This window comes from Nocardioides pacificus (assembly GCF_054775955.1).
The window spans coordinates 902,622-926,821 of the sequence record NZ_BAAHCI010000005.1 but is presented as its reverse complement, the minus strand read 5'-3'; the positions used below and the strand labels follow the sequence as shown (position 1 = coordinate 926,821).

25 protein-coding genes are annotated in these 24,200 nt (G+C 72.2%); 12 read left to right on the top strand and 13 right to left on the bottom strand.

Translation table 11 applies throughout. The annotated features are described in order from the left end of the window. Positions 1–18: 18 nt before the first annotated feature. Entirely contained in the window at positions 19–1,380 is a 1,362-nt protein-coding gene (gene nhaA, locus ACYU7L_RS07010; protein ID WP_460794622.1) for a Na+/H+ antiporter NhaA, read from the bottom strand. A gap of 165 nt (positions 1,381–1,545) precedes the next feature. On the opposite strand from nhaA, the gene ACYU7L_RS07005 reads away from it, so the two are divergent. Continuing rightward, complete coding sequence (locus ACYU7L_RS07005) at positions 1,546–1,947, top strand: phage holin family protein (RefSeq protein ID WP_460794621.1); 402 nt, start codon at positions 1,546–1,548, stop codon at positions 1,945–1,947. Positions 1,948–1,985: 38 nt separating this feature from the next. On the opposite strand, the gene ACYU7L_RS07000 is transcribed toward ACYU7L_RS07005, so the two are convergent. The 4 genes from ACYU7L_RS07000 to nth are packed head-to-tail and all read right to left on the bottom strand — an operon-like array spanning position 1,986 to position 5,234. After that, positions 1,986–3,158 (bottom strand): MarP family serine protease, encoded by a 1,173-nt coding sequence (locus ACYU7L_RS07000; RefSeq protein WP_460794620.1) that lies wholly within the window; start codon positions 3,156–3,158, stop codon positions 1,986–1,988. Further along, a complete protein-coding gene (locus ACYU7L_RS06995) occupies positions 3,155–3,916 on the bottom strand; it encodes an NUDIX hydrolase (RefSeq protein ID WP_460794619.1) in 762 nt (253 codons plus the stop codon). Before ACYU7L_RS06995 ends, ACYU7L_RS07000 begins: the two co-directional genes overlap by 4 nt. Further along, positions 3,913–4,545: a TlpA family protein disulfide reductase gene (locus tag ACYU7L_RS06990; protein ID WP_460794618.1), complete on the bottom strand. Its 633-nt coding sequence runs from the start codon at positions 4,543–4,545 to the stop codon at positions 3,913–3,915. The genes ACYU7L_RS06995 and ACYU7L_RS06990 overlap by 4 nt, the downstream gene beginning before the upstream one ends. After that, positions 4,542–5,234: an endonuclease III gene (nth, locus tag ACYU7L_RS06985; protein WP_460794617.1), complete on the bottom strand. Its 693-nt coding sequence runs from the start codon at positions 5,232–5,234 to the stop codon at positions 4,542–4,544. The genes ACYU7L_RS06990 and nth overlap by 4 nt, the downstream gene beginning before the upstream one ends. A 163-nt stretch (positions 5,235–5,397) precedes the next feature. On the opposite strand from nth, the gene ACYU7L_RS06980 reads away from it, so the two are divergent. From ACYU7L_RS06980 to ACYU7L_RS06970, 3 genes are all read left to right on the top strand, one after another. After that, entirely contained in the window at positions 5,398–6,075 is a 678-nt protein-coding gene (locus ACYU7L_RS06980; protein WP_460794616.1) for a Crp/Fnr family transcriptional regulator, read from the top strand. A 204-nt stretch (positions 6,076–6,279) separates the two neighbouring features. Next, positions 6,280–6,771, top strand: coding sequence for a SigE family RNA polymerase sigma factor (locus tag ACYU7L_RS06975; protein ID WP_460794615.1), 492 nt, complete (start codon positions 6,280–6,282; stop codon positions 6,769–6,771). Between the two features lie 13 nt (positions 6,772–6,784). Next, positions 6,785–8,203 (top strand): hypothetical protein, encoded by a 1,419-nt coding sequence (locus ACYU7L_RS06970; RefSeq protein WP_460794614.1) that lies wholly within the window; start codon positions 6,785–6,787, stop codon positions 8,201–8,203. Positions 8,204–8,307: 104 nt separating this feature from the next. Here ACYU7L_RS06970 and ACYU7L_RS06965 read toward each other — a convergent pair whose 3' ends face one another. Genes ACYU7L_RS06965 through ACYU7L_RS06950 form a run of 4 tightly spaced genes read right to left on the bottom strand, consistent with a single transcriptional unit; the run spans position 8,308 to position 10,646 of the window. Continuing rightward, positions 8,308–9,129 carry an MBL fold metallo-hydrolase gene (locus ACYU7L_RS06965; protein WP_460794613.1) on the bottom strand — a complete coding sequence of 274 codons (822 nt, stop codon included), beginning with the start codon at positions 9,127–9,129 and terminating at the stop codon, positions 8,308–8,310. Next, positions 9,126–10,025 carry an NUDIX hydrolase gene (locus ACYU7L_RS06960; protein ID WP_460794612.1) on the bottom strand — a complete coding sequence of 300 codons (900 nt, stop codon included), beginning with the start codon at positions 10,023–10,025 and terminating at the stop codon, positions 9,126–9,128. The genes ACYU7L_RS06965 and ACYU7L_RS06960 overlap by 4 nt, the downstream gene beginning before the upstream one ends. Next, a complete protein-coding gene (locus tag ACYU7L_RS06955) occupies positions 10,025–10,480 on the bottom strand; it encodes a RidA family protein (RefSeq protein WP_460794611.1) in 456 nt (151 codons plus the stop codon). The genes ACYU7L_RS06960 and ACYU7L_RS06955 overlap by 1 nt, the downstream gene beginning before the upstream one ends. Before the next feature lie 7 nt (positions 10,481–10,487). After that, positions 10,488–10,646: a DUF4177 domain-containing protein gene (locus ACYU7L_RS06950; RefSeq protein ID WP_460794610.1), complete on the bottom strand. Its 159-nt coding sequence runs from the start codon at positions 10,644–10,646 to the stop codon at positions 10,488–10,490. 113 nt (positions 10,647–10,759) lie between these two features. Between ACYU7L_RS06950 and ACYU7L_RS06945 the strand changes: the two genes are divergently transcribed. From ACYU7L_RS06945 to ACYU7L_RS06930, 4 genes are all read left to right on the top strand, one after another. Next, a complete protein-coding gene (locus ACYU7L_RS06945) occupies positions 10,760–11,926 on the top strand; it encodes a sensor histidine kinase (RefSeq protein WP_460794609.1) in 1,167 nt (388 codons plus the stop codon). Positions 11,927–12,018: 92 nt separating this feature from the next. Continuing rightward, positions 12,019–12,648, top strand: a complete 630-nt coding sequence (locus ACYU7L_RS06940) for a response regulator (protein WP_460796595.1) — start codon at positions 12,019–12,021, stop codon at positions 12,646–12,648. Between the two features lie 108 nt (positions 12,649–12,756). Beyond that, positions 12,757–13,554: an ABC transporter ATP-binding protein gene (locus tag ACYU7L_RS06935; protein ID WP_460794608.1), complete on the top strand. Its 798-nt coding sequence runs from the start codon at positions 12,757–12,759 to the stop codon at positions 13,552–13,554. Further along, the gene (locus tag ACYU7L_RS06930) at positions 13,554–16,007 is read left to right on the top strand and encodes an ABC transporter permease (protein ID WP_460794607.1); all 2,454 of its coding nucleotides are present in this window, start codon (positions 13,554–13,556) and stop codon (positions 16,005–16,007) included. The genes ACYU7L_RS06935 and ACYU7L_RS06930 overlap by 1 nt, the downstream gene beginning before the upstream one ends. Before the next feature lie 107 nt (positions 16,008–16,114). Here ACYU7L_RS06930 and ACYU7L_RS06925 read toward each other — a convergent pair whose 3' ends face one another. Then, a complete protein-coding gene (locus ACYU7L_RS06925; RefSeq protein WP_460794606.1) occupies positions 16,115–16,783 on the bottom strand; it encodes a CoA transferase subunit B in 669 nt (222 codons plus the stop codon). Position 16,784: 1 nt separating this feature from the next. After that, positions 16,785–17,564, bottom strand: coding sequence for a CoA transferase subunit A (locus tag ACYU7L_RS06920; RefSeq protein WP_460794605.1), 780 nt, complete (start codon positions 17,562–17,564; stop codon positions 16,785–16,787). 80 nt (positions 17,565–17,644) lie between these two features. Between ACYU7L_RS06920 and ACYU7L_RS06915 the strand changes: the two genes are divergently transcribed. Continuing rightward, positions 17,645–18,682 carry an ArsA-related P-loop ATPase gene (locus ACYU7L_RS06915; protein ID WP_460794604.1) on the top strand — a complete coding sequence of 346 codons (1,038 nt, stop codon included), beginning with the start codon at positions 17,645–17,647 and terminating at the stop codon, positions 18,680–18,682. Then, a complete protein-coding gene (locus tag ACYU7L_RS06910; RefSeq protein WP_460794603.1) occupies positions 18,679–19,875 on the top strand; it encodes an ArsA family ATPase in 1,197 nt (398 codons plus the stop codon). The genes ACYU7L_RS06915 and ACYU7L_RS06910 overlap by 4 nt, the downstream gene beginning before the upstream one ends. A 95-nt stretch (positions 19,876–19,970) precedes the next feature. Here ACYU7L_RS06910 and ACYU7L_RS06905 read toward each other — a convergent pair whose 3' ends face one another. Continuing rightward, a complete protein-coding gene (locus ACYU7L_RS06905; protein WP_460794602.1) occupies positions 19,971–20,255 on the bottom strand; it encodes a WhiB family transcriptional regulator in 285 nt (94 codons plus the stop codon). Between the two features lie 196 nt (positions 20,256–20,451). Between ACYU7L_RS06905 and ACYU7L_RS06900 the strand changes: the two genes are divergently transcribed. Continuing rightward, a complete protein-coding gene (locus ACYU7L_RS06900; RefSeq protein WP_460794601.1) occupies positions 20,452–22,665 on the top strand; it encodes a transglycosylase domain-containing protein in 2,214 nt (737 codons plus the stop codon). A gap of 79 nt (positions 22,666–22,744) precedes the next feature. On the opposite strand, the gene ACYU7L_RS06895 is transcribed toward ACYU7L_RS06900, so the two are convergent. Continuing rightward, a complete protein-coding gene (locus ACYU7L_RS06895) occupies positions 22,745–23,203 on the bottom strand; it encodes a GatB/YqeY domain-containing protein (RefSeq protein WP_460794600.1) in 459 nt (152 codons plus the stop codon). 26 nt (positions 23,204–23,229) lie between these two features. Between ACYU7L_RS06895 and ACYU7L_RS06890 the strand changes: the two genes are divergently transcribed. Continuing rightward, a complete protein-coding gene (locus tag ACYU7L_RS06890) occupies positions 23,230–24,174 on the top strand; it encodes a metallophosphoesterase (protein ID WP_460794599.1) in 945 nt (314 codons plus the stop codon). Positions 24,175–24,200: the final 26 nt, after the last annotated feature.

Sequence of the window (24,200 nt, the reverse complement as noted above, 5' to 3'; positions counted from 1 at the left end):
AAGATCCCCCGACTCGCGTTAGCGGTTCGGGTGCTGGAAGAGGTCCGGGATGCCGTCCTGGTCCTCGTCGACCTGCTCGCGCAGCTCGATCTCGCGGTAGTGCCGGTTGCGTGGCACCAGCACGATCGTGGCCAGCGCGGCGGCGAGGACCGAAGCACCGAGGACGGCGATCTTCGCGTGGTCGCCGTGGGCGGACTCCGCGCCGAAGCTGAGCTCGGAGATCAGCAGCGACACCGTGAAGCCGATGCCCGCGAGCAGCGTCATGCCGAAGAGGTCACGCCAGGTGATGTCCTCGTCGAGGTTCGCGTGCACGCTGCGGGTGACCAGCCAGGTCGAGCCCATGATGCCGATCGGCTTGCCGACCACCAGACCGAGCACGATGCCCCAGAAGACCGGGTCGTTGACCAGCGACCCCAGGCCGCCGCCGTCCGTCAGCGAGACGCCTGCGGAGAAGAACGCGAAGACCGGGATCGCGAAGCCGGCCGACATCGGACGGAAGCGGTGCTCGAGGTAGTCCGCGAGCCCTGGCCCCGAGGTGTTCTGCTTGCGAAGCACCGGGACGGTGAACCCGAGCACCACGCCGGCGATCGTCGCGTGCACGCCGGACTCGTGGAAGAACGCCCAGGTGAGCAGCGCGAGGGGGAACAGGAGGACCCAGGGCGCCCACCAGTTCTTGCCGATGAACGCCGGCACCTTCTGGACCAGGCCGGTGTACAGCGCGATCGGGATGAGAGCCAGCAGGAGGTACTGCAGCTGCAGGTCCTCGGAGTAGAAGACCGCGATGATGCAGATCGCGATGAGGTCGTCGACGACGGCGAGCGTGAGCAGGAACAGCCGCAGCGGCGAGGGCAGCTTGGAGCCGATCACGGCCAGGACCGCGACCGCGAAGGCGATGTCGGTGGCGGTCGGGATGGCCCACCCGCGCAGTGTCTCGCCGCCCGTGCTGAGGTTGAGCAGCACGTAGATGACCGCGGGCACGACGACGCCGCCGACGGCGGCCGCGACGGGCACGATCGCCCGGTTGAAGGTGCGCAGGTCGCCGGCGACGAACTCCTTCTTGAGCTCCAGACCGACCAGGAAGAAGAAGAGCGCCAGCAGGCCGTCGGCGGCCCAGTGCCCCAGGCTGAGGTCCAGGTCGAGACCGAGCAGCTCTCCCCCGACGTGGTAGTCGCGCAGGGCGAAGTAGTCGTCGCCGAAGGGCGAGTTGGCCCAGATCAGCGCGACCACCGCTCCCGCGATGAGCAGGAGGCCGCCGATCGTCTCGGTGCGCAGGATGTCACCGACGCGCTGGTACTCCGCCCAGCTGGGTCGCGAGAGGACCCTGGAGCTTCGGGGGGAGCCTTGGGGTGAGCTCTGGGGGGAGGGTGGACGGGAGCTCATGCCAGTGAAGCCTCTCGGAAGGTGCGTGACGGCAGCAGACAGTACGCGCCGACCAGACTTCCCGGCTCACCGTGCACGAGCCTATAACGTGCGTTGTAGGGTCAGGGAGGTCACCACGGACCTGATCACCAACAATGGCCCGACCAAGCAGCGGAGGAAGACCACATGGCATCCGAACCGGTGAAGGACACCGATCCCACCATCGGCCGTCTCGTCTCCGACGCCAGCCGCGACATCTCGTCGCTGATCTCCAACGAGATCAAGCTCGCCAAGTCCGAGCTCAAGGTCAGCGTCTCGAACGGCGCGACGGGTGCGGGCTTCTTCGCCGGCGCGGCGTTCCTCGGCCTGCTCGCGATCATCATGTTCTCGATCGCCCTGGCCTATCTGATCCACTGGAACGGCAGCGGCCTGGACCTGCACTGGGCCTACCTCATCGTGTTCGTGCTGTACCTGCTGCTGGCCGGCCTGCTGGCCTTCCTGGGCATCAAGAAGGTCAAGAAGGTCAAGGCCCCCGAGCGCGCGATCCGTCAGGCCCAGGAGAGCAAGAGCCTGCTCAAGCGCAGCTGATCGCCCATCCTCAGCCGACCACGTGCTGGGTACGACGTTCAGCCGGCGCAGCTGCCGGTGTCGACGGGGTTGCTGCTCGCGCTCCCGAGGCGCGCGCTCTCCGCAACGGCATCGGCGGTGAGGGCGTAGCCGGTCTGGCCGTCGGTCACCGACGCCGCGAAGATCACGCCCACCACGTCGCCGTCACCGGCCACCATCGGCCCACCGGAGTTGCCGGGGCGCACCAGCCCGCGCACGGCGTACACCTCGCGGATGATCGAGCCGTTGCCGTAGATGTCGGGTGAGCGGAGCCGCTGCTCCGAGCGGATGCGGCCGGGCTGGGCGTCGAAGGGGCCGTCCTGGGGGTAGCCGAGGATCGCGACGTTCTGCTCCTCCTCGGCCGTGTCGAACCTCAGCGGCGGCCGGCCGGCGTCGTCGAGGGCGAGGACCGCGACGTCGAGCTGGGCGTTGTAGTGGACGACCTCGGCGCTGACCGTGTCGTCGCCGATCAGCACCTCCGGCTCGCTGACCCCGGCGACGACGTGGGCGTTGGTCATCAGCCGGTCGTCGGCGTAGAGGAACCCGGTGCCCTCGACACCGCGGCCGCAGACGTTCTGGCCGCGGATCTTGAGCACGCTCTGCTTGGCCTCCTGCACCCCGGGACGGCGCAGGGTCTTGGCGTCACCGGGGGCCACCTCGACGATGTTCTCGGGCGCGAACGGCTCGAGGTAGCGCGGGAAGAACGTCGTGCCGACCACGTTGTTGAACGCCTGCAGGACCTGACCGGCAGCGGTCGGCAGCACCTCGTCAACCTGGGCGAGGACCTGCGAGCTGCGCACCAGGGGGGTGATCGAGCCGATCTTGGACCCCGAGACCGCGACGCCGAGAGCCCAGGCCACGATCAGCACCGCCAGCGCGCTCAGCGCCGCGCCGCCGACGGCGTCGACGGCCCGGATGGGCTGCCAGGTGATGCGCTCGCGGATCCGGGAGCCCGTGTACTGCAGCAGCGCTTGGCCCAGGGTCGCCGAGAGGATCACGATGAAGAGCGCGCCCAGCGAGACCCACATCGACGGCTCCGCCTCGCCCAGCGCGATCGGTGCGAGCCAGACGCCCAGCAGGCCGCCGAGCAGCAGCCCGGCGGTCGCGAACGCTCCGGTGACGAAGCCCTGCCAGTAGCCCGACAAGGCATAGGCGAGGACGAGGACGACGAGGATCCAATCGAGAAGGTTCACGTGTCGGCCCCGCCGCTGTCCTCGTCGTCGCCGCCGCTGTTCTCGTCGTCGTCGCTGTCCTCGATGTCGAGCAGCCGCGTGTTCGGTGCCGTACGACGCGCGCCGGCGGGCGGCTCGCCCTGCAGCATGTAGCCGGGCAGGTCACGCACCTGGGCCTCGTCCCACTCCCGGGTCCAGCCGAGGAAGTCGAAGAGCCGGGCGATGATGCCGCCGGTGAAGCCCCAGAGGATGACGTCCTTGTCGTCGCCGATCATGAAGCCGGGGCCGAGCCAGCCGCTGGGGTGGCGCACCCGGATCCGGTGGGTGGGGTCGAGCAGGTCCTCGATCAGCACGTGGTGGACAGCGTGGACCTCGTCGCGACTGGCGATGCCGACCCTGCCGCGCTCGCGCCACCAGCCGAGGACCGGTGTCACCGCGAAGTTGCTCGGGGGCAACCACAGCTCGGGGAGCTCGGCGAAGACCTCGACGGAGGCCGGGTCGAGGCCGATCTCCTCGTCGGCCTCGCGCAGCGCAGCCTCGACGGGGGTCTCCCCCGGATCGAGCGACCCGCCGGGGAAGGAGACCTGACCCGGGTGGGAGCGCATGTCGTGGGCCCGCTCGGTGAGCAGCAGCTCGTGGCCGCGCTCCCCCTCGCCGAACAGCATCAGCACCGCCCCCTTGCGGGTCTGGGCGCCCTCCGGCGGCTGGAAGCGGGTGAGGTGGTCGACGGTGATGTCCTGCGCCGCGCGTCGTACCGGCTCGAGCCAGTCGGGGATCACAGGTCGATCCCAAGGTGCTCGGCGACCAGCTCGACGAGCTGCTCCTCGGACGTCAGCGAGACCGCCACCTGGGTGAGCTCGCCGTCGGCGCTGAGGAAGGCGAAGTGGGGCAGACCACGGACCTGCAGGTCGCCGGCGCGGTTGGTGTCGCCGCCGGGGTCGGCGAGCATCGGGTAGGTCGCCCCCGTCTCCTCGATCAGATCGAAGGCCCACTGCGGTCTGTTGTCCTGGGAGTCGATGCCGAGGATCGGCGCGCGGTCGCCGTACCTCTCGTGGAAGGACTGCAGGATCGGCATCTCGGTGCGGCAGGGCTCGCACCACTGGGCCCACCAGTTGATGATGAGCGGGCCCTCCAGGCGCGACAGGTCCACCGCCTCGCCGCCGCCGAGACACTCGAGCGTGACCTCGGGCAGGGAGCCCGCGCCGGGCGCGCCGGCCCCCGGGACACAGGGCTCGACGCCGAGGCTCGCCTTGGCCTCGCGCAGCTCGGGGGTGTCGACCTCGACCTCCGCGGGGCCGACCGAGGGGACCGACCAGCCGGGCTTGTCGTCGTCGTCGCCGGGCGCGCAGGCGGACAGGGTCAGCCCGAGCACGACGGCCACCAGGGCCGTGGGGAGGGGGCGCCTCATGCGGGTCCCTGGGTCTTGACCAGCGCCGCGGCGGCGATCGGGTCGGTCGGCCCCGCGCCGTACGCCGGGCACCAGCGTGCGACCGGGCAGGCGCCACAGGCGGGCTTCTTGGCGTGGCAGATCCGGCGCCCGTGCCAGATCACCCGGTGGCTGAGCATCGTCCAGTCGCGCTTGGGGAAGAGCTCGGCGATGGCGTGCTCGACCTTGACCGGGTCGGTCTCGTCGGTCCAGCCGAAGCGGCGAACCAGTCGGCCGAAGTGGGTGTCGACGGTGATCCCGGGGACGTCGAAGGCGTTGCCGAGCACGACGTTGGCGGTCTTGCGGCCGACGCCGGGGAGCTTGACCAGGTCGTCGAGGCGGCCGGGCACCTCGCCGCCGTGGTGCTCGACGAGCGCCTGGCTGAGCTTGAGCAGCGCGTCGGTCTTGGCCCGGAAGAAGCCGAGGGGGCCGACGATCTGCTCGAGCCTGTCCCGCTCGGCGCCGGCCATCGCGGCGGGGTCGGGATAGGTCGCGAAGAGCAGCGGGCGCACGGCGTTGACCCGCCGGTCGGTGGTCTGGGCGCTGAGCACGGTGACGACGAGCAGCTGGAAGGGATCGTCGAAATCCAGCTCGCAGCGGGCGTCCGGGTAGGTCTCGGCGAGGACCCGGTGGGTCTTGCGGGCACGGCGGACCAGGGACGTGTCAGGCACCCGCCCAGACTACGGGGCACCGCCGACACCGCCGATTTGGCTGCGTCCGCCGGGATTCGTGCGCGGGACACAGGGACGGAATACGTCTGTGACAAGGCCCACGGCTAGGATGCTCTGTGTCACTGCGCGGTCCCCGGGCGGTGTTGACGACGATGGAGGTGTCGTGGACAACGACGTACTGCGCCAGGCCCCGCTGTTCAGCGCGCTCGACGACGAGGCTGCGACCGCTCTGCAGGCCTCGCTGGCCGAGAGCCGGCTGCGTCGCGGCGAGGTGCTGTTCCGCGAGGGCGACTCGGGCGACAAGCTCTACGTCGTCCTCGAGGGCAAGGTGAAGCTCGGCCGCACCTCCTCCGACGGCCGCGAGAACCTCCTCGCGATCCTCGGTCCCGGCCAGATGTTCGGTGAGCTGTCGCTCTTCGACCCCGGTCCGCGCTCGGCCACCGTCACGTGCGTCACCGACGCGACCTTCGCCTCGCTGTCCCACGAGGACCTGCTGCGCTGGCTCGAGGGACGCCCGATGGTCGCCCGCGGCCTGCTCTCGCAGCTCGCCGCGCGACTGCGCAAGGCCAACGACGTCGTCGCCGACCTCGTCTTCTCCGACGTCCCCGGCCGCGTCGCCAAGGCGCTGCTGGACCTCGCCGACCGCTTCGGCCGCACCGCCGACGACGGCGTCCACGTCCACCACGACCTCACCCAGGAGGAGCTCGCCCAGCTGGTCGGCGCCTCCCGCGAGACCGTCAACAAGGCGCTGGCCGACTTCGCCTCCCGCGGCTGGCTGCGCCTGGAGCCCCGCTCCGTCGTGATCATGGACATCGAGCGCCTGAGCCGCCGCGCCCGCTGACGCTTCGCCGTACGACGGCGGGGCGCGCGGCGCCGCGCCGCGCCGCGCCGCGCCGTACGAGCCGCATGTAACGCGGGGTTATCCGATCTACCACAGCGATATTTCGCTGCGGTGGGTCACATAACCCCGCGTTACATTTTCGTGGGCCGCCGCTGACCCCCGGCCGCGGGCGCTCGTGCGTCTGTAGGGGTGGAAGGGGGCGCTGTGCCTGAGCACGACTTCGACGCGTACGTCGTGGCGCGCACGGCTGCCCTGTCGCGTACGGCGTACCTCCTCACCGGGGACGCCCACCTCGCGGAGGACCTCGTGCAGACAGCGCTCTTCAAGGCCGCGCGGGCCTGGCACCGGATCTCCGGGGACCCGGACGCCTACGTGCGGCGCATCCTCTACACGCAGAACGTCTCGTGGTGGAGGTCTCGGCGGCACGTCCGGGAGAGCGCGCTCGGCGTGTATGACGCGCCCGCGGCGCCGGTGGACACCGCACTGCGCCTGACGCTCGAGGAGGCGCTCGCGCGGTTGACGACCCGGCAGCGGACGGTGCTGGTGCTGCGCTACTACGAGGACCTCACCGAGGCGCAGACCGCGGAGGTGTTGGGCATCGGCCCGGGCACGGTGAAGTCGATCGGCCGCCAGGCGCTGGCCCGACTGCGGGTGCTCGCGCCGGAGCTCTCCGAGCTGATCGGCCAGTCGTCATGAAGGACCAGTCGTCATGAGCGGGCCCTTCAAGAGCGGGCTGCGCGAGGAGCTGGAGAGGATCGCCGAGCAGGCGCCGCGGGTCGTGGTGCCGGCCGACACCTGGCGGCGGGGGCAGCGGGCACGCCTCCGCTCCGTCGCGCTGTCCGCCGGGGCGGCCGTGGCGGTGCTCGCACTGGTGGCGGGGACGGCCGGGCTCCTGGGTGGACTGCCGTCACGGGAGGCCGTGCCGGCGGACGGCTCCGACCCCGGAGCCCGCGAGGCCGTGCCGAGTCACCTCTGGAGCGTGCCGGAGCGGATGGCGGCGCAGGGCGACGACGGCGAGTGGCTGCGCGACGAGGTCGAGAGCGACCTGGCGATCGGGCGCGGCGCCGCGGCGTACGTCATGCGCGGCGGGCTGCCGGTGGTGGTCGATGCGGAGAAGGGCGACTACCACCTACTGGACCTGCCCGGCTTCCTGCTCAACCGGGTGCTGAACCGGGCCGCGCTCGGGGACACCACCTCCGTGGCGCTGTCCCCCGACGGTCGGCAGCTCGCCTACGCCTGGGCCGGGCCCGCGCCCCGATCCGACGCGACGCCGATGCCCAGCGGGATCCGGGTCGTCACCCTGGAGACCGGCGACGTCCGCACGGTCCCGATCCGCGGTGGTCGCGGCACGATGGTCACCGACATCGGCTGGTCCCCCGACAGCGCGTGGATCGTCTGGGTCGGCAGGCGGCTCGTCTATTGGACGGACAGCGCTACCGGTGCGCGCGATCCCGCCGCCGGACGGATCGGCCGCGGCGCCACCAGCTCGCAGCAGGTGCCGGTGCGCACCGAAGGGGCGACGCTCGCCATCGCCGACGACGGCTCGGTCACGGTGCTGGAGAAGAACCAGGTGTCGACCTGGGACGGCAAGGCCATGAGTCGGGTCCGACTGCGCGTCAACGCGCGCCCCCCTCTCGGCGCCTTCGCCCCCGGCGGAGCGCAGCTGAGCCTGGGCACGTCCGCGCCCACCGACGACGCGCGGGTGCTCGACGTCGCCACCCGTCGGCTGAGTGCGAGGCCGCTGGCCTCCCGCGAGAGCCTGTACCCCCAGGGCGCCGAGGTCCGCCCCCTGGGCTGGATCGACGACGACCTGATGGTCACCCTGGTGACGCCGGTCAGCGACTCCGAGCCCACCGAGCGACAGATCGTCGTGATGACCCGCGAGCGCCGCCCCGACTCGACCTACCGGATCGTCGGCCGCACCGCCCCCGCGGTGGACGGCAACAGCCTCACCGTCGCCGTCGACCTGATGACCCTCGACCGCCCGACGGTGGGCCGCCCCGAGCCCGAGTGGCCGTGGTCGGCCGAGCGCTGGGCGATGACCGGGGGCCTGGCCGCGCTCGTCGTACTCGCCCTCGTGGGGGCGGCGCGCGGGTGGCGCCGCAGCCGTCGCCCCGCCCAGCTGTAACGCGGGGTTATCGGAACCACCGCAGCGCCATTTCGCTGTGGCAGTACCGATAACCCCGCGTTACATGCGGGTGGGGGGTACGGCGTGCACCCCGCGCGCCCCGCTCACACGTGCGGCGGGCGCCGCTCGTTGAGGTAGGCGATCTGGGCCCGCACGGAGAGCTCGGCGGCGCCCCAGAGGACCGGGTCGACATCGGCGTAGACCATCTCGACGACCCGGCGCGGCAGCTCGTCGATGGAGATGCCCTCGGGGTGGTCGACGGCCGCGATCCGGTCGACCGCGTCCTCCACCTGGGCGAGGCGCTCGCGGCGGTGGGCGATGTAGAAGTCGAGGACGGCGAGCGCGTCGTCGATGACGGGGCCGTGACCGGGCCAGATCGCCTGCGCCTCGCGGGCCTCGGCGAGCCGGTGCAGCCGGTCGAGGGAGTCGAGGTAGGCGCCGAGCTGGCCGTCGGGATGCGCGACCACGGTGGTGCCGCGACCGAGCACCATGTCGCCGGTCAGGATGGCGCCGTCGGCGGGCACGAGGAACGACAGCGAGTCGGCGGTGTGGCCGGGCGTGCCGACGACGCGGACCTCGAGGCCGTCCACCTCGACCACGTCGCCGTCGCCGAGACCCTCCGAGCCGAGCCGGTAGGCCGGGTCAAGCGCACGAACGCCGCAGCCCATCCGCTCGGCGAACTCGCGCGCAGCCTCGGAGTGGTCGGCGTGGTGGTGGGTGAGCAGCACCGCGGCGACCTCGCCGCCCTCCTCCGCGATCGCGTCGAGGTGGCTGAGGATCGACGGGCCGGGGTCGACGACGACCGAGCGTCGTGCCCCGGGCTCGCGCAGCACCCACGTGTTGGTGCCGTCGAGCGACATGATGCCGGGGTTGGGGGCGAGCACGCAGCGCGCCCGCTCCCCGAACGACCCGCCGAGCCAGGTCACGCTTCCATCCCCGCCCGCACGCGCTCGCCGAGCTCCACGAGCCGCTCGGGGATCTCCAGGTGGGCCTCGTCGCCGGCGAAGCGGGCGGTCGGCTCGACCAGCGCGACCTCGCGCGCGCGGCCGATGCGCGCGGCGTGCTCCGGGCCGGTGGCGGCGAAGAGCTCGACGCAGGTGTAGTACTGCGGCGGCAGCATCAGCAGCTCGTCGCGGTGGGCGGCGGCCAGGGCGTCCCGCGCGGAGAGCCACATCACCTCCTGCGACTCCGACGACACGTCGCGGGTGCGCTGGCCCTCCGGCAGGTCCGCGAGGAAGAACCAGGTGCGGTAGCGGCGCGGCTCGAAGACCGGGGTGAGCCAGCACGCCCAGGGCGTGAGCAGGTCGGAGCGGACGACCAGGTCGCGCTTGCGCAGGAACTCGGTGAACGACAGCTGCCGCTCCTCGAGCGCCACCCGGTCGGCCTCCCAGTCGTCGCCGGTGGTGTCGTCGACCACCGAGTCGGGCGACGGGCCGGCCAGCAGCACGCCGGACTCCTCGAACGTCTCGCGCACGGCCGCATAGACCAGCGCCCGTGCCAGCCCCACCTCGACGCCGAGCCGCTCGGACCACTCCTCGGCCGGCGGACCGGCCCAGGGCAGCGCGTCGTCGTCGGAGTCGTGGTCGCGCGGGTCGACGCCGCCGCCGGGGAAGACCGCCATGCCCGCGGCGAACGCCATGTCGACGTGGCGACGCAGGAAGTAGACCTCCAGCGCGCCCTCCTCCACGGATCCGGAGCGCGAGCCGCGCGTCAGCACGATCGTCGCGGCGTTGCGCGGCTCGGCCGGCGTACGACGCCCCTCGGCGAAGTCGCGGGCCTGCTCGACGAGCTTGCTCGGCAGGGAGCGCGTGAAGTCGAGCATCAGACCTCGACGATCAGCTCGACCTCGACCGGCGAGTCGAGCGGCAGCACCGGCGTCCCCACGGCCGAGCGGGCGTGGCGCCCGGCGTCACCGAAGGCGTGCCCGAACAGCTCGGAGGCGCCGTTGGCGACGAACGGCTGCCCGGTGAAGTCGGGAGTCGAGGCGATGAACACCACCACCTTCACCACCCGCTTGACCAGGTCGAGGTCGCCGATCTCGGCCTTCACCGCCGCGATCGCGTTGAGGGCGCACTGCTGCGCGCACGCGGTCGCGTCCTCGGCCGTCACCTCGCCGCCCACCTTGCCGGTGAACATCAGCTCGCCGCTGCGCATCGGCAGCTGGCCCGAGGTGAAGACGTGGATGCCGCTGCGCACGGCCGGGACGTACGACGCGACCGGCGCCGCGACGGGCGGCACCTCCAGCCCGAGCTCCGCGAGCCGCTGCTCGACAGTCATCTGGGGCTCAGCCCTGGACGGGCCGCTTGAAGTAGCCGACGAGGTTCTCCGGGTTCATCCCCGGCGCGACCTGCACCAGCTCCCAGCCATCGGCTCCGAAGTTGTCGAGGATCTGCTTGGCGGCGTGCGTCAGGATCGGCGCGGTCAGGTATTCCCACTTCGTCATGGCTCGCACCCTACCTGTGACCGGCGGGAGTCCACCCTGGGTAGGACACCGACCCGCCACCGGTCCCCCGCCGGTACGACGCGCCGCCGGCGCCGCGCGCCTAGGCTCGGGGCATGGTCCGGCAGCCCTGGCGACTCGACGAGCGCGGCCAGTGGTGGTTCGACGCGGTCCTCACCGCTCTCCTGCTGCTGCCGGTCCCGGTCATGCTCATCTCCCGGCTGCCGCCCTCGGAGATCGTCCTCAACGTCGTCCAGCTGGTGCCCCTGTGGTGGCGTCGGCGCCACGCGGTCCCGGTCTTCCTGGTGATCGCGACGGCGAGCGCGGCCCAGGTGTTCGTCACCGAGTTCGCGCTGTGGTCCCAGGTGGCGTTCCCGATCGCGGTCTACTCCGTCGCGCGGTGGGCCCGGCCCGTCGCCGGCTGGGTCGCGCTGGGCGTCGGGATGCTCGCGGCCGCCGTCGCGTCGTACGCCTGGATCCGGCCGTGGGGCGACCTCAGCATCTCGGCGTTCATGTCCTACTTCCTGCTGATCTCCGCGATCGTGCTGACTGCCTGGACGCTGGGCGTGCTCGGACGGACCCGGCAGGCCTACGTCGCGACGCTGGTCGAGCGCGGGGAGCGCCTCGAGCGGGAGGCGACCCAGCGCGCGGAGCTCGCGGCCGCCGACGAGCGCGCCCGGATCGCCCGGGAGATGCACGACGTGGTCGCGCACGGGCTGTCGCTGATCGTGGTGCAGGCCGACGGCGCGAGGTACGCCGCGGGCAAGGACCCGGAGGTGGCCGCGACTGCCCTCGAGACGATCGCCGCCGCGGGCCGCGAGGCGCTCACCGAGATGCGGCAGATGCTGGGCCTGCTGCGCTCGGACGCCGAGGTGGTCTCCGAGACGAGACCCCAGCCGGGGCTCGCCGACCTCTCCTCGCTGGTGGAGGACGCCCGCGCCGGCGGCATGCGCCTCGACGCGACCCTGCCGGAGACGGGCCGGGCCGGGGCGACCGCGCTGCCCGACGGCGTCGCGCTCACGGCGTACCGCATCGTCCAGGAGGCGCTCACCAACGTCCGCAAGCACGCCGGCCCCGACACCCGGGTGCGTCTGCGGCTGGCCGTCGACGACGCACTGCGCGTGGAGGTGTGCGACGACGGGCGGGGCGCCGCGTCCAGCGACGACGGCCAGGGGCTCGGCCTGCTCGGGATGCACGAGCGGGTGTCGGTGCACGGCGGGACGCTCGAGGCGGGGCCACGGCCCGGGGGCGGGTTCGCGGTGTCTGCCAGGATCCCCCTGTGAGCCCCGAGTCCGAGAACGCCGACCATCCTCTCGACCGGCCGATCCGGGTCTTCCTCGTCGACGACCAGCAGCTGGTCCGCGCGGGCTTCCGGATGCTCGTCGACAGCCAGGACGACCTCGAGGTGGTCGGCGAGGCCGGCGACGGGCGGGAGGCGATCGAGCGACTGGCCGCGACCCGCGCCGACGTCGTCCTGATGGACGTGCGGATGCCTCGCCTCGACGGGGTCGAGGCCACGCGGCTGCTCACCGCGCGCGGACCGGAGCCGCGGGTGATCGTACTGACGACCTTCGACCTCGACGAGTACGCCTTCGCCGCCCTGCGCGCCGGCGCCTCCGCCTTCCTGCTCAAGGACGCCCCACCGCCGGACCTGCTCGGCGCGATCCGCTCCGTGCACGCCGGCGACGCCGTCGTCGCGCCCAGCACCACCCGACGCCTGCTGGACCACTTCGCGTCGTCCCTGCCCGGTGCCGCCGAGGGCTCCCCCGGTCACTCTGCAGGCCCCGCCGACGGCCCCGACCCGCGCCTCGCCATGCTCACCGAGCGCGAGCTCGAGGTGCTCACGCTGGTCGGCCGCGGCCGCTCCAACACCGAGATCGGCGCCGACCTCTTCGTCGCCGAGGCCACCGTCAAGACCCACGTCGGGCGGGTGCTGGCCAAGACCGGGTCACGCGACCGCGTGCACCTGGTGGTGCTGGCCTACGAGACCGGGCTGGTCGGCTGACCTCCACCCCAGGTCGTACGACGCGCGCCGGCGTCCCCCGCTCGTCGTACCCCAGGTTCAGCCCACGGCCGGACGCCCGGAGGCCGCTCGAAACCTAGCGTCGTGGTCATGCTGGAAACCACCGCTCACACCCCCCGTCCCCCCTCCGCGACGAGCGTCGGAGCCACCGCCGCGACGGCTCGCGGACTCACCCGCACCTACGGCCGCGGAGACGCAGCCGTGCACGCCCTGCGCGGCGTCGACCTCGACCTGCCAGCCGGCCGGTTCACCGCGATCATGGGGCCCTCGGGCTCCGGCAAGTCCACGCTCATGCACTGCCTGGCCGGCCTCGACCAGCCCACCTCGGGCACCGTCGAGGTGGGCGGGGTGGCGCTGGAGTCGCTCGACGACACCGCGCTGACGCTCTTCCGCCGCGAGCACGTCGGCTTCGTCTTCCAGGCCTTCAACCTGCTGCCGATGCTCACCGCGCGACAGAACATCCTGCTCCCCCTCGAGCTCGCCGGGCGCCGCGCCCGCAACCTCGACGCCGCCACCGTCGCCCGCGTCGACCTGGTCGTCGACACCCTCGGCCTGCGCGACCGCCTCGACCACCGGCCCAGCGAGCTCTCCGGCGGACAGCAGCAGCGCGTGGCCATCGCCCGCGCGCTCGTGACCGCCCCGGCCGTGGTCTTCGCCGACGAGCCGACCGGCAACCTCGACAGCGAGGCGTCGGCGGAGGTGCTCGGCTTCCTGCGCCGCTCGGTGCGCGAGATGGGACAGACGGTGGTGATGGTGACGCACGAGATCGACGCCGCGGCCTACGCCGACGACGTCGTCGTGATCGCCGACGGCGCCATCCGCGCCCACCTGGAGCGCCCCGGCTCCGACGAGCTCGTGGCCGCCCTGCGCCAGGGCCGGAGCGCCTGATGCGCACCGTGCTCCTCGCCTCGATGCGCCGCCACACCCGGCGCTACGTCGCCGCGTGCCTCGCGGTCACCATCGGCGTCGCCTTCGTGATCATCACCCACGCGCTCTCGACCGCCACCCGCAACGGGCTCGTGGCGGGCGTCGACGCGCCGTACGCCGGCTCCGACGTGGTCGTCTCGTGGATCGACGGCGACCAGGCCGGCGAGCTGGTCGAGCGGGCGGCCGACGAGGGCGCCGAGGCCTCGGTGCTCGGCTGGAGCCGGCAGCCGCTCGCGACCGCGGACGGCGAGCTGGTCAGCGACGAGACCGACATCGGGCTCGTCGCCGAGACCGACGCGATGCGCTGGCAGCAGCTCGAGCAGGGCCGGTTCCCGTCCGGTCCGGGCGAGGCCGTGGCCGACGTCAACCGCTCCAAGGGCAACGGCATCACCCTCGGCGACCGGCTCCAGGTCGGCAGTGGCTCGCGAGCGGTGGACGTCGAGGTCGTCGGCATCGTCGACTCGCCCTCCGTCATGGTCGCGGCCCCGGTCTACCTGACCTGGTCCGATGTGGCGGGCTGGCGCAGCGAGATGCACGTCGACAGCGTGGCCTGGGCGGGCACCGGCTCCGTCGCCGAGCAGACGACGTCGCTGGAGGGCTGGCTGGAGGAGTCCGGCGGCCGGGTCAGCGAGCGCGACGTCTTCGTCGACGAGCGTCAGCAGGAGATCAGCAACGGCGTCGACGTCATCGCCATCCTGCTGCTGATGTTCGCCGCGATCGCGCTGTTCGTGTCCGTGCTGGTCATCGCCAACACCTTCTCGATCCTCTTCGCCCAGCGCACCCGTGACTTCGCCCTGCTGCGCTGCGTCGGCGCCACCCGGCGCCAGGTGCTGCGCTCGGTGCGCGTGGAGGCTCTCGTGCTCGGGGTCGTCTCCTCCCTCATCGGCCTGGCCGTCGGGACACTCGGCGGGCTCGCGCTGGTCGCCGGGATCCGGCACTGGTTCCCGTCCGCCTCGATGGGGACCGTCGAGCTCTCCTGGATCTGGTACGTCGCGGCCTTCGGCGTCGGGCTCGCCGTCACCGTGGTCGCCTCGTGGCTGCCCACCCGCGCGGTGGTGCGGGTCAGCCCGCTGGCGGCGCTGCGTCCCGACGGCGGGGTCGACGTGCGGACGGTCGCCGGACGGATCCGGATCGCCCTGGGTCTGCTGGCCGTCGGGGTCGGCGTGGTCCTGCTGGGCCTGGCCATCGGCGACGCGTCCGTCGAGCTGATGGTGGCCGGCGGCACCGTCTCCTTCACCGGTGTGCTGCTGCTCGGGCCGCTCCTGGTGCCCGGCCTGATCCGGGGCTGGGGGGCGCTCACCGACCGGTTCAGCGGGCCCGCCGGTCGGCTGGCGGTGGGCAACGCGGTGCGCAACCCGCGGCGTACGGCCGCGACGACGGCGTCGCTGCTCGTCGGGGTGACCCTCACGACCGCCGTGCTCACCGGCATGGCGACCTCGCGCGACGCCATCGCCGGCGACATGGACGCGCAGCACCCCATCGACGCCACCCTGACCGCGACGGGCGAGGACCTGCCCGCCTCGGCGCTGGACCGGGTGCTGGCGGCGCCGGAGGTCGAGAAGGCGGTGACCCTGCTCGGCACGACGGCCACCATCGACTCCCGTCACGACGCCCGTGAGGAGGTCGAGCTGCTCGCCGCGCCCGGCGCGAGCGACGTCGTGCGCGGAGCACCGGAGCTCGAGCAGGTCGCGCCGGGCACCGTGCTGGTCCCGTCGGGCCTGCTGGGCTCCGAGGTGTCGGAGGGCGACATCGTCGACGTGCGCGTCGGGGATCGCACGGCCGAGCTGAGCCTCCTGGCCGGCGAGGGCTGGGGCACGGCGGCCCTGGTGGCCCCCGAGACGCTGGAGCAGCTCGCGCCCCGGCCCGGCACCCGCGCCGTGTGGGTGCTCGCCGAGCCCGGCGCCGACGCCGAGGACCTCGGGGGCGACCTCACCGCCGTGGCGAACCCGATCGGCGCCGAGCTCGAGAGCGGGCTGTCCGAGCGGGCCTGGGTCGAGCTGCAGCTCGACGTGCTGACCGGCGCGGTGGTCGGGCTGCTCGGGATCGCGATCGTGATCGCGCTGATCGGGATCGGCAACACCCTCGGGCTGTCGGTGCTCGAGCGGGGCCGCGAGATCGCCCTGCTGCGCGCCATGGGGCTGACCCGACGCCAGCTGCGGACGACACTGGCCGGCGAGGCGCTGCTGCTCGCGGGCGTGGCCACCGTCCTCGGCACCACGCTGGGCGTGGCCTTCGCCTGGGTCGGCGTCGAGGTGCTGGTGAGCACCGTGGTCGAGGACGTGGCGATGGTGCTCCCCTGGGGCCAGCTGGCGCTCGTCGTACTCGTCGGGGCGCTGGCGGGCCTGATCTCCGCCCTGCTCCCGGCCCGCCGAGCCGCCCGCGTGACTCCGGCGGCGGCCCTGGCCCTCGACTGAGGGCACCCCGAGTCGGCGCAAGCGCACGCCGTACGACCGCCGAGTCGGCGCAAGCGCACGAGAGCTTGCGCCGACTCAGCGCTCTCCGGGTGTGCGTTCGCGCCGACTCAGCTGAGCTGGGGGCCGGTCTTCTCGCGGACCTCGTCCTCGCTGACGCCGGGGGCGCACTCGACCAGGCGGAGGAACCGCTCGCCGAGGGTGCCGGGGGTGGCCAGCTCGCCGCTCGCGCGGTCGATCACGTCGATGACGGCCAGGTCGGTGATGATCCGCTGCACGACCCGCTTGCCGGTGTAGGGCAGCGAGCACTCCTCGACGATCTTGTGCGAGCCGTCGCGGGCCACGTGCTCCATCAGCACGACGACCTTCTTCGCGCCGTGCACGAGGTCCATCGCGCCGCCCATCCCCTTGACCATCTTGCCGGGGATCATCCAGTTGGCGATGTCGCCGTTGGCCGAGACCTGCATCGCACCCAGGATCGCGGCGTCGATCTTGCCGCCGCGGATCATTGCGAACGACGTCGCGGAGTCGAAGAACGACGCACCGCGGCGCAGCGTGACGGTCTCCTTGCCGGCGTTGATCAGATCCGGGTCCTCCTCGCCGTCGACGGGGTAGGCGCCTACGCCGAGGATGCCGTTCTCCGACTGCAGCACCAGCTCGACGTCGTCGGGGACGTAGTTGGGCACCAGCGTCGGCAGCCCGATCCCGAGGTTGACGTAGGAGCCGTCGTGGAGCTCCGAGGCGGCACGGGCGGCCATCTGCTCGCGGGTCCAGCTCATCTCAGGCCTCCTCGCGCGGACGCACGGTCCGCTTCTCGATGCGCTTGTCGGCCGCCTGCTCGGGGCTCAGCGCGACCACCCGGTGCACGTAGACGCCGGGGGTGTGGACGTCGTTGGGGTCCAGCTCTCCGGGCTCGACGAGCTCCTCGACCTCCGCGATCGTGACCCGTCCGCACATCGCGGCCAGCGGGTTGAAGTTGCGGGCGGAGTCGCGATAGACGAGGTTGCCGTGCCGGTCGCCCCTCCAGGCCCGCACCAGCGCGAAGTCGGCGATGATCGCCTCTTCCAGCACGAACTCCTTCTCGCCCTCGGGCGTCGCGAAGCGTCGTACCTCCTTGGCCGGCGAGGCCACCACCACGTTGCCCGCGTCGTCGTAGCGCCACGGCAGGCCGCCCTCGGCGACCTGCGTGCCGACCCCGGTCGCGGTGAAGAACGCCGGGATCCCCGACCCACCCGCGCGCATCCGCTCCGCCAGCGTGCCCTGCGGGGTCAGCTCGACCTCCACCTCGCCGGAGAGGTACTGCCGGGCGAACTCCTTGTTCTCCCCGACGTACGACGAGACCATCCGCCGCAGCCGGTGCGCCGCGAGCAGCCGGCCCAGCCCCCAGTCGTCGACGCCGCAGTTGTTCGACACCGCCTCCAGCTCGCCGGCGCCCTGCTCGAGAAGCGCCTCGATCAGCACCGACGGGATCCCGCACAGCCCGAACCCGCCCACCGCCAGCCGCGAGCCGGACGCGATGTCCGCCACTGCCTCGGCCGCCGTCGCCACCACCTTGTCCACTGGAGCCCTCCTTGTCGTCTGATGCGACTCTAGTCACAGCGACCCCTCCGGCGGTCAGGACCAGGTCGTAGGCTGCGAACGTGCCCCCACCAGCGCCCCAGACCACACGTGCGGCGACCCGCCCCGACTGGTCCCGCGTCCAGCTGCACGTGGTGACCGGCAAGGGTGGGACCGGCAAGTCGACCGTCGCCGCAGCCCTCGCGCTCGCCCTCGCCTCGACCGGCAAGAACGTCCTGCTCTGCGAGGTCGAGGGCCGCCAGGGCATCGCCCGGATGTTCGACGTCGACCCGCTGCCCTACGAGGAGCGCCGCATCGCCCAGGGTCTCCCCGGCGAGGACGGCCGCGCGGGGACCGTGCACGCGCTGCACATCGACGCGGAGTCGGCGCTGCTGGAGTACCTCTCGATGTACTACCGCCTCGGTCGCGCTGGCCGGGCCCTCGACAGGTTCGGCGTCATCGACTTCGCCACGACCATCGCCCCCGGCGTGCGCGACGTACTGCTCACCGGCAAGGTCTTCGAGGCGGCCAAGGCGGGGCGTCGCGGCAAGAACACCATCCAGTACGACGCGGTGGTGCTCGACGCTCCCCCGACGGGCCGCATCTCGCAGTTCCTCAACGTCAACGGCGAGCTCGCGGGCCTCGCCAAGGTGGGGCCGATCAAGAGCCAGGCCGACCTGGTGATGACGCTCTTCCGCTCGCCGCGCACCGCCGTACACCTCGTGACGGTGCTGGAGGAGATGCCGGTCCAGGAGACAGCGGACGGCATCGCGGAGCTGCGCGAGGCCCAGCTGCCCGTCGGTGGAGTCGTGGTCAACCTCGTCCGCTCGGGCGACCTCTCCCACGAGGACCTCGCCGCTGCCCGCAGCGGCAGCCTCGATCGGACCCGCATCGTCGAGGAGCTGGCCGAGGCCGGGACCGATGTCGACGACACGCTCGTCGACGGCCTGCTCGACGAGGCCCGCGACCACGCGGAGCGGCGCGGGCTCGAGGACGAGCAGCGGGTGCTGGTGGGCGAGCTCGGCGTGCCGACCTACGAGCTGCCCCGGCTGCCCCAAGGCATCGACCTGGGCGGTCTCTACGAGTTGGCCGCTTCGCTGAAAGAGCAGGGGATGGCATGAGCAGGCGCACCCACGAGCGGCCCCGCTTCGGTCCGCTCGCCGCGACGGGCGAGCGGGCGGTGAGCCTGGACGTCGACGCTCTCCTCGACGACCCGGGCACCGGCATCATCGTCTGCTGCGGCTCGGGGGGCGTCGGCAAGACCACGACCTCCGCGGCCGTGGCGCTACGCGCCGCCGAGCGGGGCCGCAAGGTGGTCGTGCTCACGATCGACCCGGCCCGTCGACTGGCCCAGGCGATGGGCATCGAGCAGCTCGACAACACGCCCCGCCCGGTGACGGGGCTCTCCCCCGACGCGACCGGCAGCCTCGACGCGATGATGCTCGACATGAAGCGCACCTTCGACGAGGTGGTCGAGAGCCAGGCCAGCCCGGACAAGGCGCGCCAGATCCTCGAGAACCCCTTCTACATCGCGCTGTCGAGCTCGTTCGCGGGCACGCAGGAGTACATGGCGATGGAGAAGCTCGGCCAGATCCGCGCCGACGCCGACCGCGACGGCACCTATGACCTGATCGTCGTCGACACCCCGCCCTCACGCTCGGCGCTGGACTTCCTCGACGCGCCCGAGCGGCTCTCCAGCTTCCTCGACGGCCGCTTCATCCGGCTGCTGCTGGCTCCCGCCCGCGGCCCGGCCAAGCTGATGACCGCCGGCTTCGGCGTCATCACCAACGCGCTCAGCAAGATCCTGGGCGGCCAGGTGCTGCGCGACCTGCAGATGTTCGTCGCCGCGCTCGACACCGTCTTCGGCGGGTTCCGTCAGCGAGCGGAGAAGACGTTCGCGCTGCTGCAGGCCGACGGTACGGCGTTCCTCGTGGTCGCCGCACCCGAGCCCGACGCGCTGCGCGAGGCGGCGTACTTCGTCGAGCGCCTCGGCGAGGACGAGATGCCGCTCGCCGGTCTGGTGGTCAACCGGGCGACCCCGTTGCCGAAGGGGCCGCTGTCGGCCGACGAGGCGATGTCGGCCTCCGAGCGGCTGCGCAAGAAGGACCCCGCCTCGCTCACGGCCGGGCTGCTGCGGCTGCACGCCGACCGGTCGCGGATGGTCGAGCGCGAGGCGCGGCTGTGCGAGCGCTTCTCGGCGGCGCACCCGGACGTCGAGACCGTCGTCGTACCGGCGCTGTCCACCGACGTGCACGACCTCGACGGCCTGCGTCGGATCGGCACGCTGCTGGCCGGCGGCGCGGCGGAGGACTGAGCCGAACGCGGGCTGGAACGCGGGCTGGAACGCGGGCCCGAGTGACGACGACTGAGCCGTCCGCCCTGAGGGCGGACGGCTCGAGGTACGTCAGTTCAGACGGCGGGGCTCAGGTCGTGGCCGTTCTTGGCGGCCTCGAGCACCGAGCGCCAGGAGGCGGTCGGCCGGCGACGCAGCAGCGCGCGGCGCTCCCGCTCGGTCATGCCGCCCCACACACCCCACTCGATCTGGTTGTCCAGCGCCTCGGCGAGGCACTCGCTGCGCACCGGGCAGCCGGCGCAGACCTGCTTGGCCTTGTTCTGCTCGGCTCCGCGCACGAACAGCTGATCCGGCTGCGCCTTGCGGCAGGCAGCAGCCGTCGTCCAGTCCTCAACCCACATGAAACGGTCCCCATCCCTAGCGAGGTGGTCAGCGGCAACCCCCATGACTGCCACCACCCTCAACCCCTGTTGAAAACTGTACGGAGACGGGTTTGTTTGCGTCAGGCACCTTTGACCCAATCGGCATAGTCCAAACGGACTAGTCCGACCTAGTCATGCGTGACGTCGTTGCTCACCTCTCCCGTACATTGGGCGCATGTCCGCGCCTGCGCCCGAGCGCCTGACCGTCTCCCGAGTCCTGTCCCACCTCGGAGTGATGACGGCTGTCTCCGTCGTCCTCGGCGTGGTGACCGCGGGGCTGATGATCCCGTTCGCCGGTGTGGTCGGCATGGGCGCGCGCGACGTCGCGGCGAGCATCGACTCGCTGCCGGCCGAGCTCGAGACCAAGGCGCTGCCGCAGCGCACGCGCATCCTCGACGCCAACAACAAGCTCGTCGCCACGCTGTACGACGAGAATCGCGTCAACGTCTCGCTCGCGCAGGTCTCGCGGACCATGGTCAAGGCCATCGTCGCCATCGAGGACTACCGCTTCTACGAGCACGGGGCCCTCGACCTCAAGGGCACCCTGCGCGCGCTGGTGACCAACCAGGCCAACAGCGGCGTCGTCCAGGGTGGCTCCTCGATCACCCAGCAGATGGTCAAGCTGACGCTGGTCCAGCAGGCGGAGACCGAGGAGGAGCGCAAGGCGGCCACGGACGACACCTACGCCCGCAAGCTGCGCGAGCTGCGCTACGCGATCGCGGTCGAGGAGAACTACTCCAAGGACTGGATCCTGGAGCGCTACCTCAACATCGCCTACTTCGGCGACGGCTCCTACGGGATCCAGGCCGCCGCGCGGCACTACTTCAACAAGAACGCCAAGAAACTCAACCTCCGCGAGTCGGCGATGCTGGCCGGACTGGTGAAGAACCCCACCGGCTACGACCCCACCAACTCCCCCTCGCGCGCGCTGGCACGGCGCAACGTGGTGCTCGACCGGATGGCGCAGCTCAACGTCATCACCCCCGAGGAGCAGGAACGTGCCCGCGAGTCCAAGCTCGGCCTGCGGACGGTCAACGCCAAGAACGGCTGCGTGAACTCCACCGCAGCGTTCTTCTGCGACTACGTCGTGCAGTACCTCCTCAAGGACCCCTCACTCGGCAAGACCGAGCAGGACCGGCGCAACCTGCTGCAGACCGGCGGGCTCACCATCCGCACGACGCTCGACCAGCGCTACCAGGACGCCGCGGACGCCTCCGTGGCGGAGGCGGTGTACCCCACCGACCAGGCGATCGGCGGCCTGACCATGGTCGAGCCCGGCACCGGCGCGGTGAAGGCGGTGGCCCAGTCGCGACCGATGGGCCGGAGCAAGGCAGAGGGACAGACGTTCCTCAACTATGCGGTGAATCAGAAGTACGGCGACTCGAAGGGCTTCCAGGGCGGCTCGACGTTCAAGCCGTTCGTGCTCGCAGCGGCCGTCGAGCAGGGCATCTCGCTGGCCACGGCGATCCCCTCCCCGGACGACATGGTCCTCAGCGAGAGCCTGTTCGAGGACTGCGACGGCGAGCCCTACGGCTACGGCACCTGGCCGGTCGGCAACTCGACCAGCTCCGGGACCATGAACCTCTACACCGGCACCCGGCTGTCGGTGAACACCTTCTACGCCCAGCTGATGGCGATGACCGGCATCTGCGAGCCGTTCCAGCTCGCGAAGAAGATGGGTCTCGACCTGGACAACCCGGTCGGCAAGAAGCCGGGCTCGGCCGAGCGCGTGCCGTCGTTCACTCTCGGCGTCCCGGACGTGAGCCCGCTGGAGATGGCCGAGGCCTACGCGACCTTCGGCGCCCGCGGCCTGCACTGCGACAGCCGCCCGGTCGAGGAGATCCAGGACTCGCAGGGCAACTCGCTGAAGCAGTACCCCGCCCGGTGCACCCGGGTGATGGAGGAGACGACCGCCGACGCCGTCAACGACGTGCTGCGCGGCGTCATCGAGGGCGGCTTCGCCTCCGCCCAGGCGCTGGGGCAGCCGGCCGCGGGCAAGACCGGCACCACGCAGAGCAACCGCGCGGTGTGGTTCGTCGGCTACACCCCCAACCTGGCGGCGGCCTCGATGATCGCCGGGGCCAACGAGTTCGGCAGCCCCCAGGAGCTGACCGGCGTGATGGTCGGCGGCTCGCCCCTGTACGACGTCTCCGGCTCGGGCACCGCGGGTCCGATGTGGGGTGACGCCATGAAGGTCATCGCCCAGTGGCTCGACGACGAGAGCTTCGTCTACCCCTCGAGCGTCCCCGGGGCCGGCAGCACCTACATCCCCGCCCCGACCCCGCCCCCGAGCAGCGGCGGAGACACCGGTGGTGGTGGCGGCGGAGGCAACGACGGCGGCGGCAACGGCGGCGGCAACGGCGGGGGCGGCGGCCGCGGTCGGGGCTGACGCGAGCCACTCGTGTCGGCGCAGATCGCCGCGATGATGGCGCTGCGGATCACGCGCGCCCGGACGCGCCGTACTCGGCTCAGCCCAGCTGGCGGCGTACCTCCGCGGCCACGGCCCCGCCGTCGGCCCGCCCCTTGACCTGGGGCTGGACCACACCCATCACCTTGCCCATCGCCTTCATCCCCTCGCCGGCCGCGCCGACCTTGGCGACGGCCTCGGTGACGATCCGGGAGATGTCGTCGGCGCTGAGCTGCTCGGGGAGGTAGTCGGCGAGGACGGCGGCCTCGGCCTTCTCCTTCGCCGCCATCTCGGGGCGGTCACCCTCCTCGAAGGCGATGGCGGCCTCACGGCGCTTCTTGGCCTCGCTGGAGAGCACCGTCACGACGTCCTCGTCGGCGAGCTCCCTGTGCTCCTTGCCCGCGACCTCCGCGTTGGTGATCGCGGTCAGCACCATCCGCAGCGTGGAGGAGCGCACCTCGTCGCGCGCCTTGATGGCGGTGGTCAGGTCGGCACGCAGTCGGTCCTTGAGGGCACTCATGAAACCCATTGTGGCAGCCTTGCGCCATGGGTTTCTCCGGCACTCTCCCCCGCTCTCCCCTGCGTGCCGCCGGACGGGTCATCGGCACCGGAGCGATCGCGGGCGCCGCGCTGACGGCGTACGCCGCGTGCGAGGCCCGCGCCTACACGCTGCGCCGGGTGACCGTGCCACTGCTCCCCGCCGGCCACGAGCCGCTGCGCGTCCTGCACCTCTCGGACATCCACATGACGCCCGGTCAGCGGCGCAAGCAGGAGTGGCTGCGCGGCCTCGCCGACCTCGAGCCCGACCTCGTCATCAACACCGGCGACAATCTCGCCCATCCCCGCTCGGTGCCGTTCGTCACCGAGGCACTCTCCGGGCTCGCCGGGGTGCCGGGGGTGTTCGTGTTCGGCTCGAACGACTACTACGCCCCGACCTTCCGCAACCCGTTGCGCTACCTGCTGCCCGACGACGGCAAACGGCACACCGACACCCCTCAGCTGCCGTGGCCCGACCTGCAGCAGACCTGGACCGACGCCGGCTGGCTCGATCTGACCAACGGGTTCGGCTCGCTGACCGTGCGCGGCACGAGGTTCTCGTTCGCCGGCGTCGACGACCCGCACCTGGGCTACGACGACCTCCACCGCGTCGCCGGTCCGGCCGACGCCGACGCCGACGTCCGGCTCGCCGTCGCCCATGCGCCCTACCTGCGGGTGCTGGACCAGTTCGCCCGCGACGGCTACGACGCCGTGATCGCCGGGCACACCCACGGTGGCCAGGTGTGCCTGCCCTTCTATGGGGCGCTGACGACCAACTGCGACCTCGACACGGCCCGCGCCAAGGGACTGCACCGGCATCCGGCCGACTCCGCGCCCGGCGAGCCCGGGTCGTGCTGGCTGCACGTCTCGGCCGGCCTGGGTGCCAACCCCTACGTCCGGCTGCGGGTCGCCTGCCGGCCCGAGGCCACCCTGCTGACGCTGGTGGCCGCCTGAGGCGACCCGATGCGGAAGAACCGGGC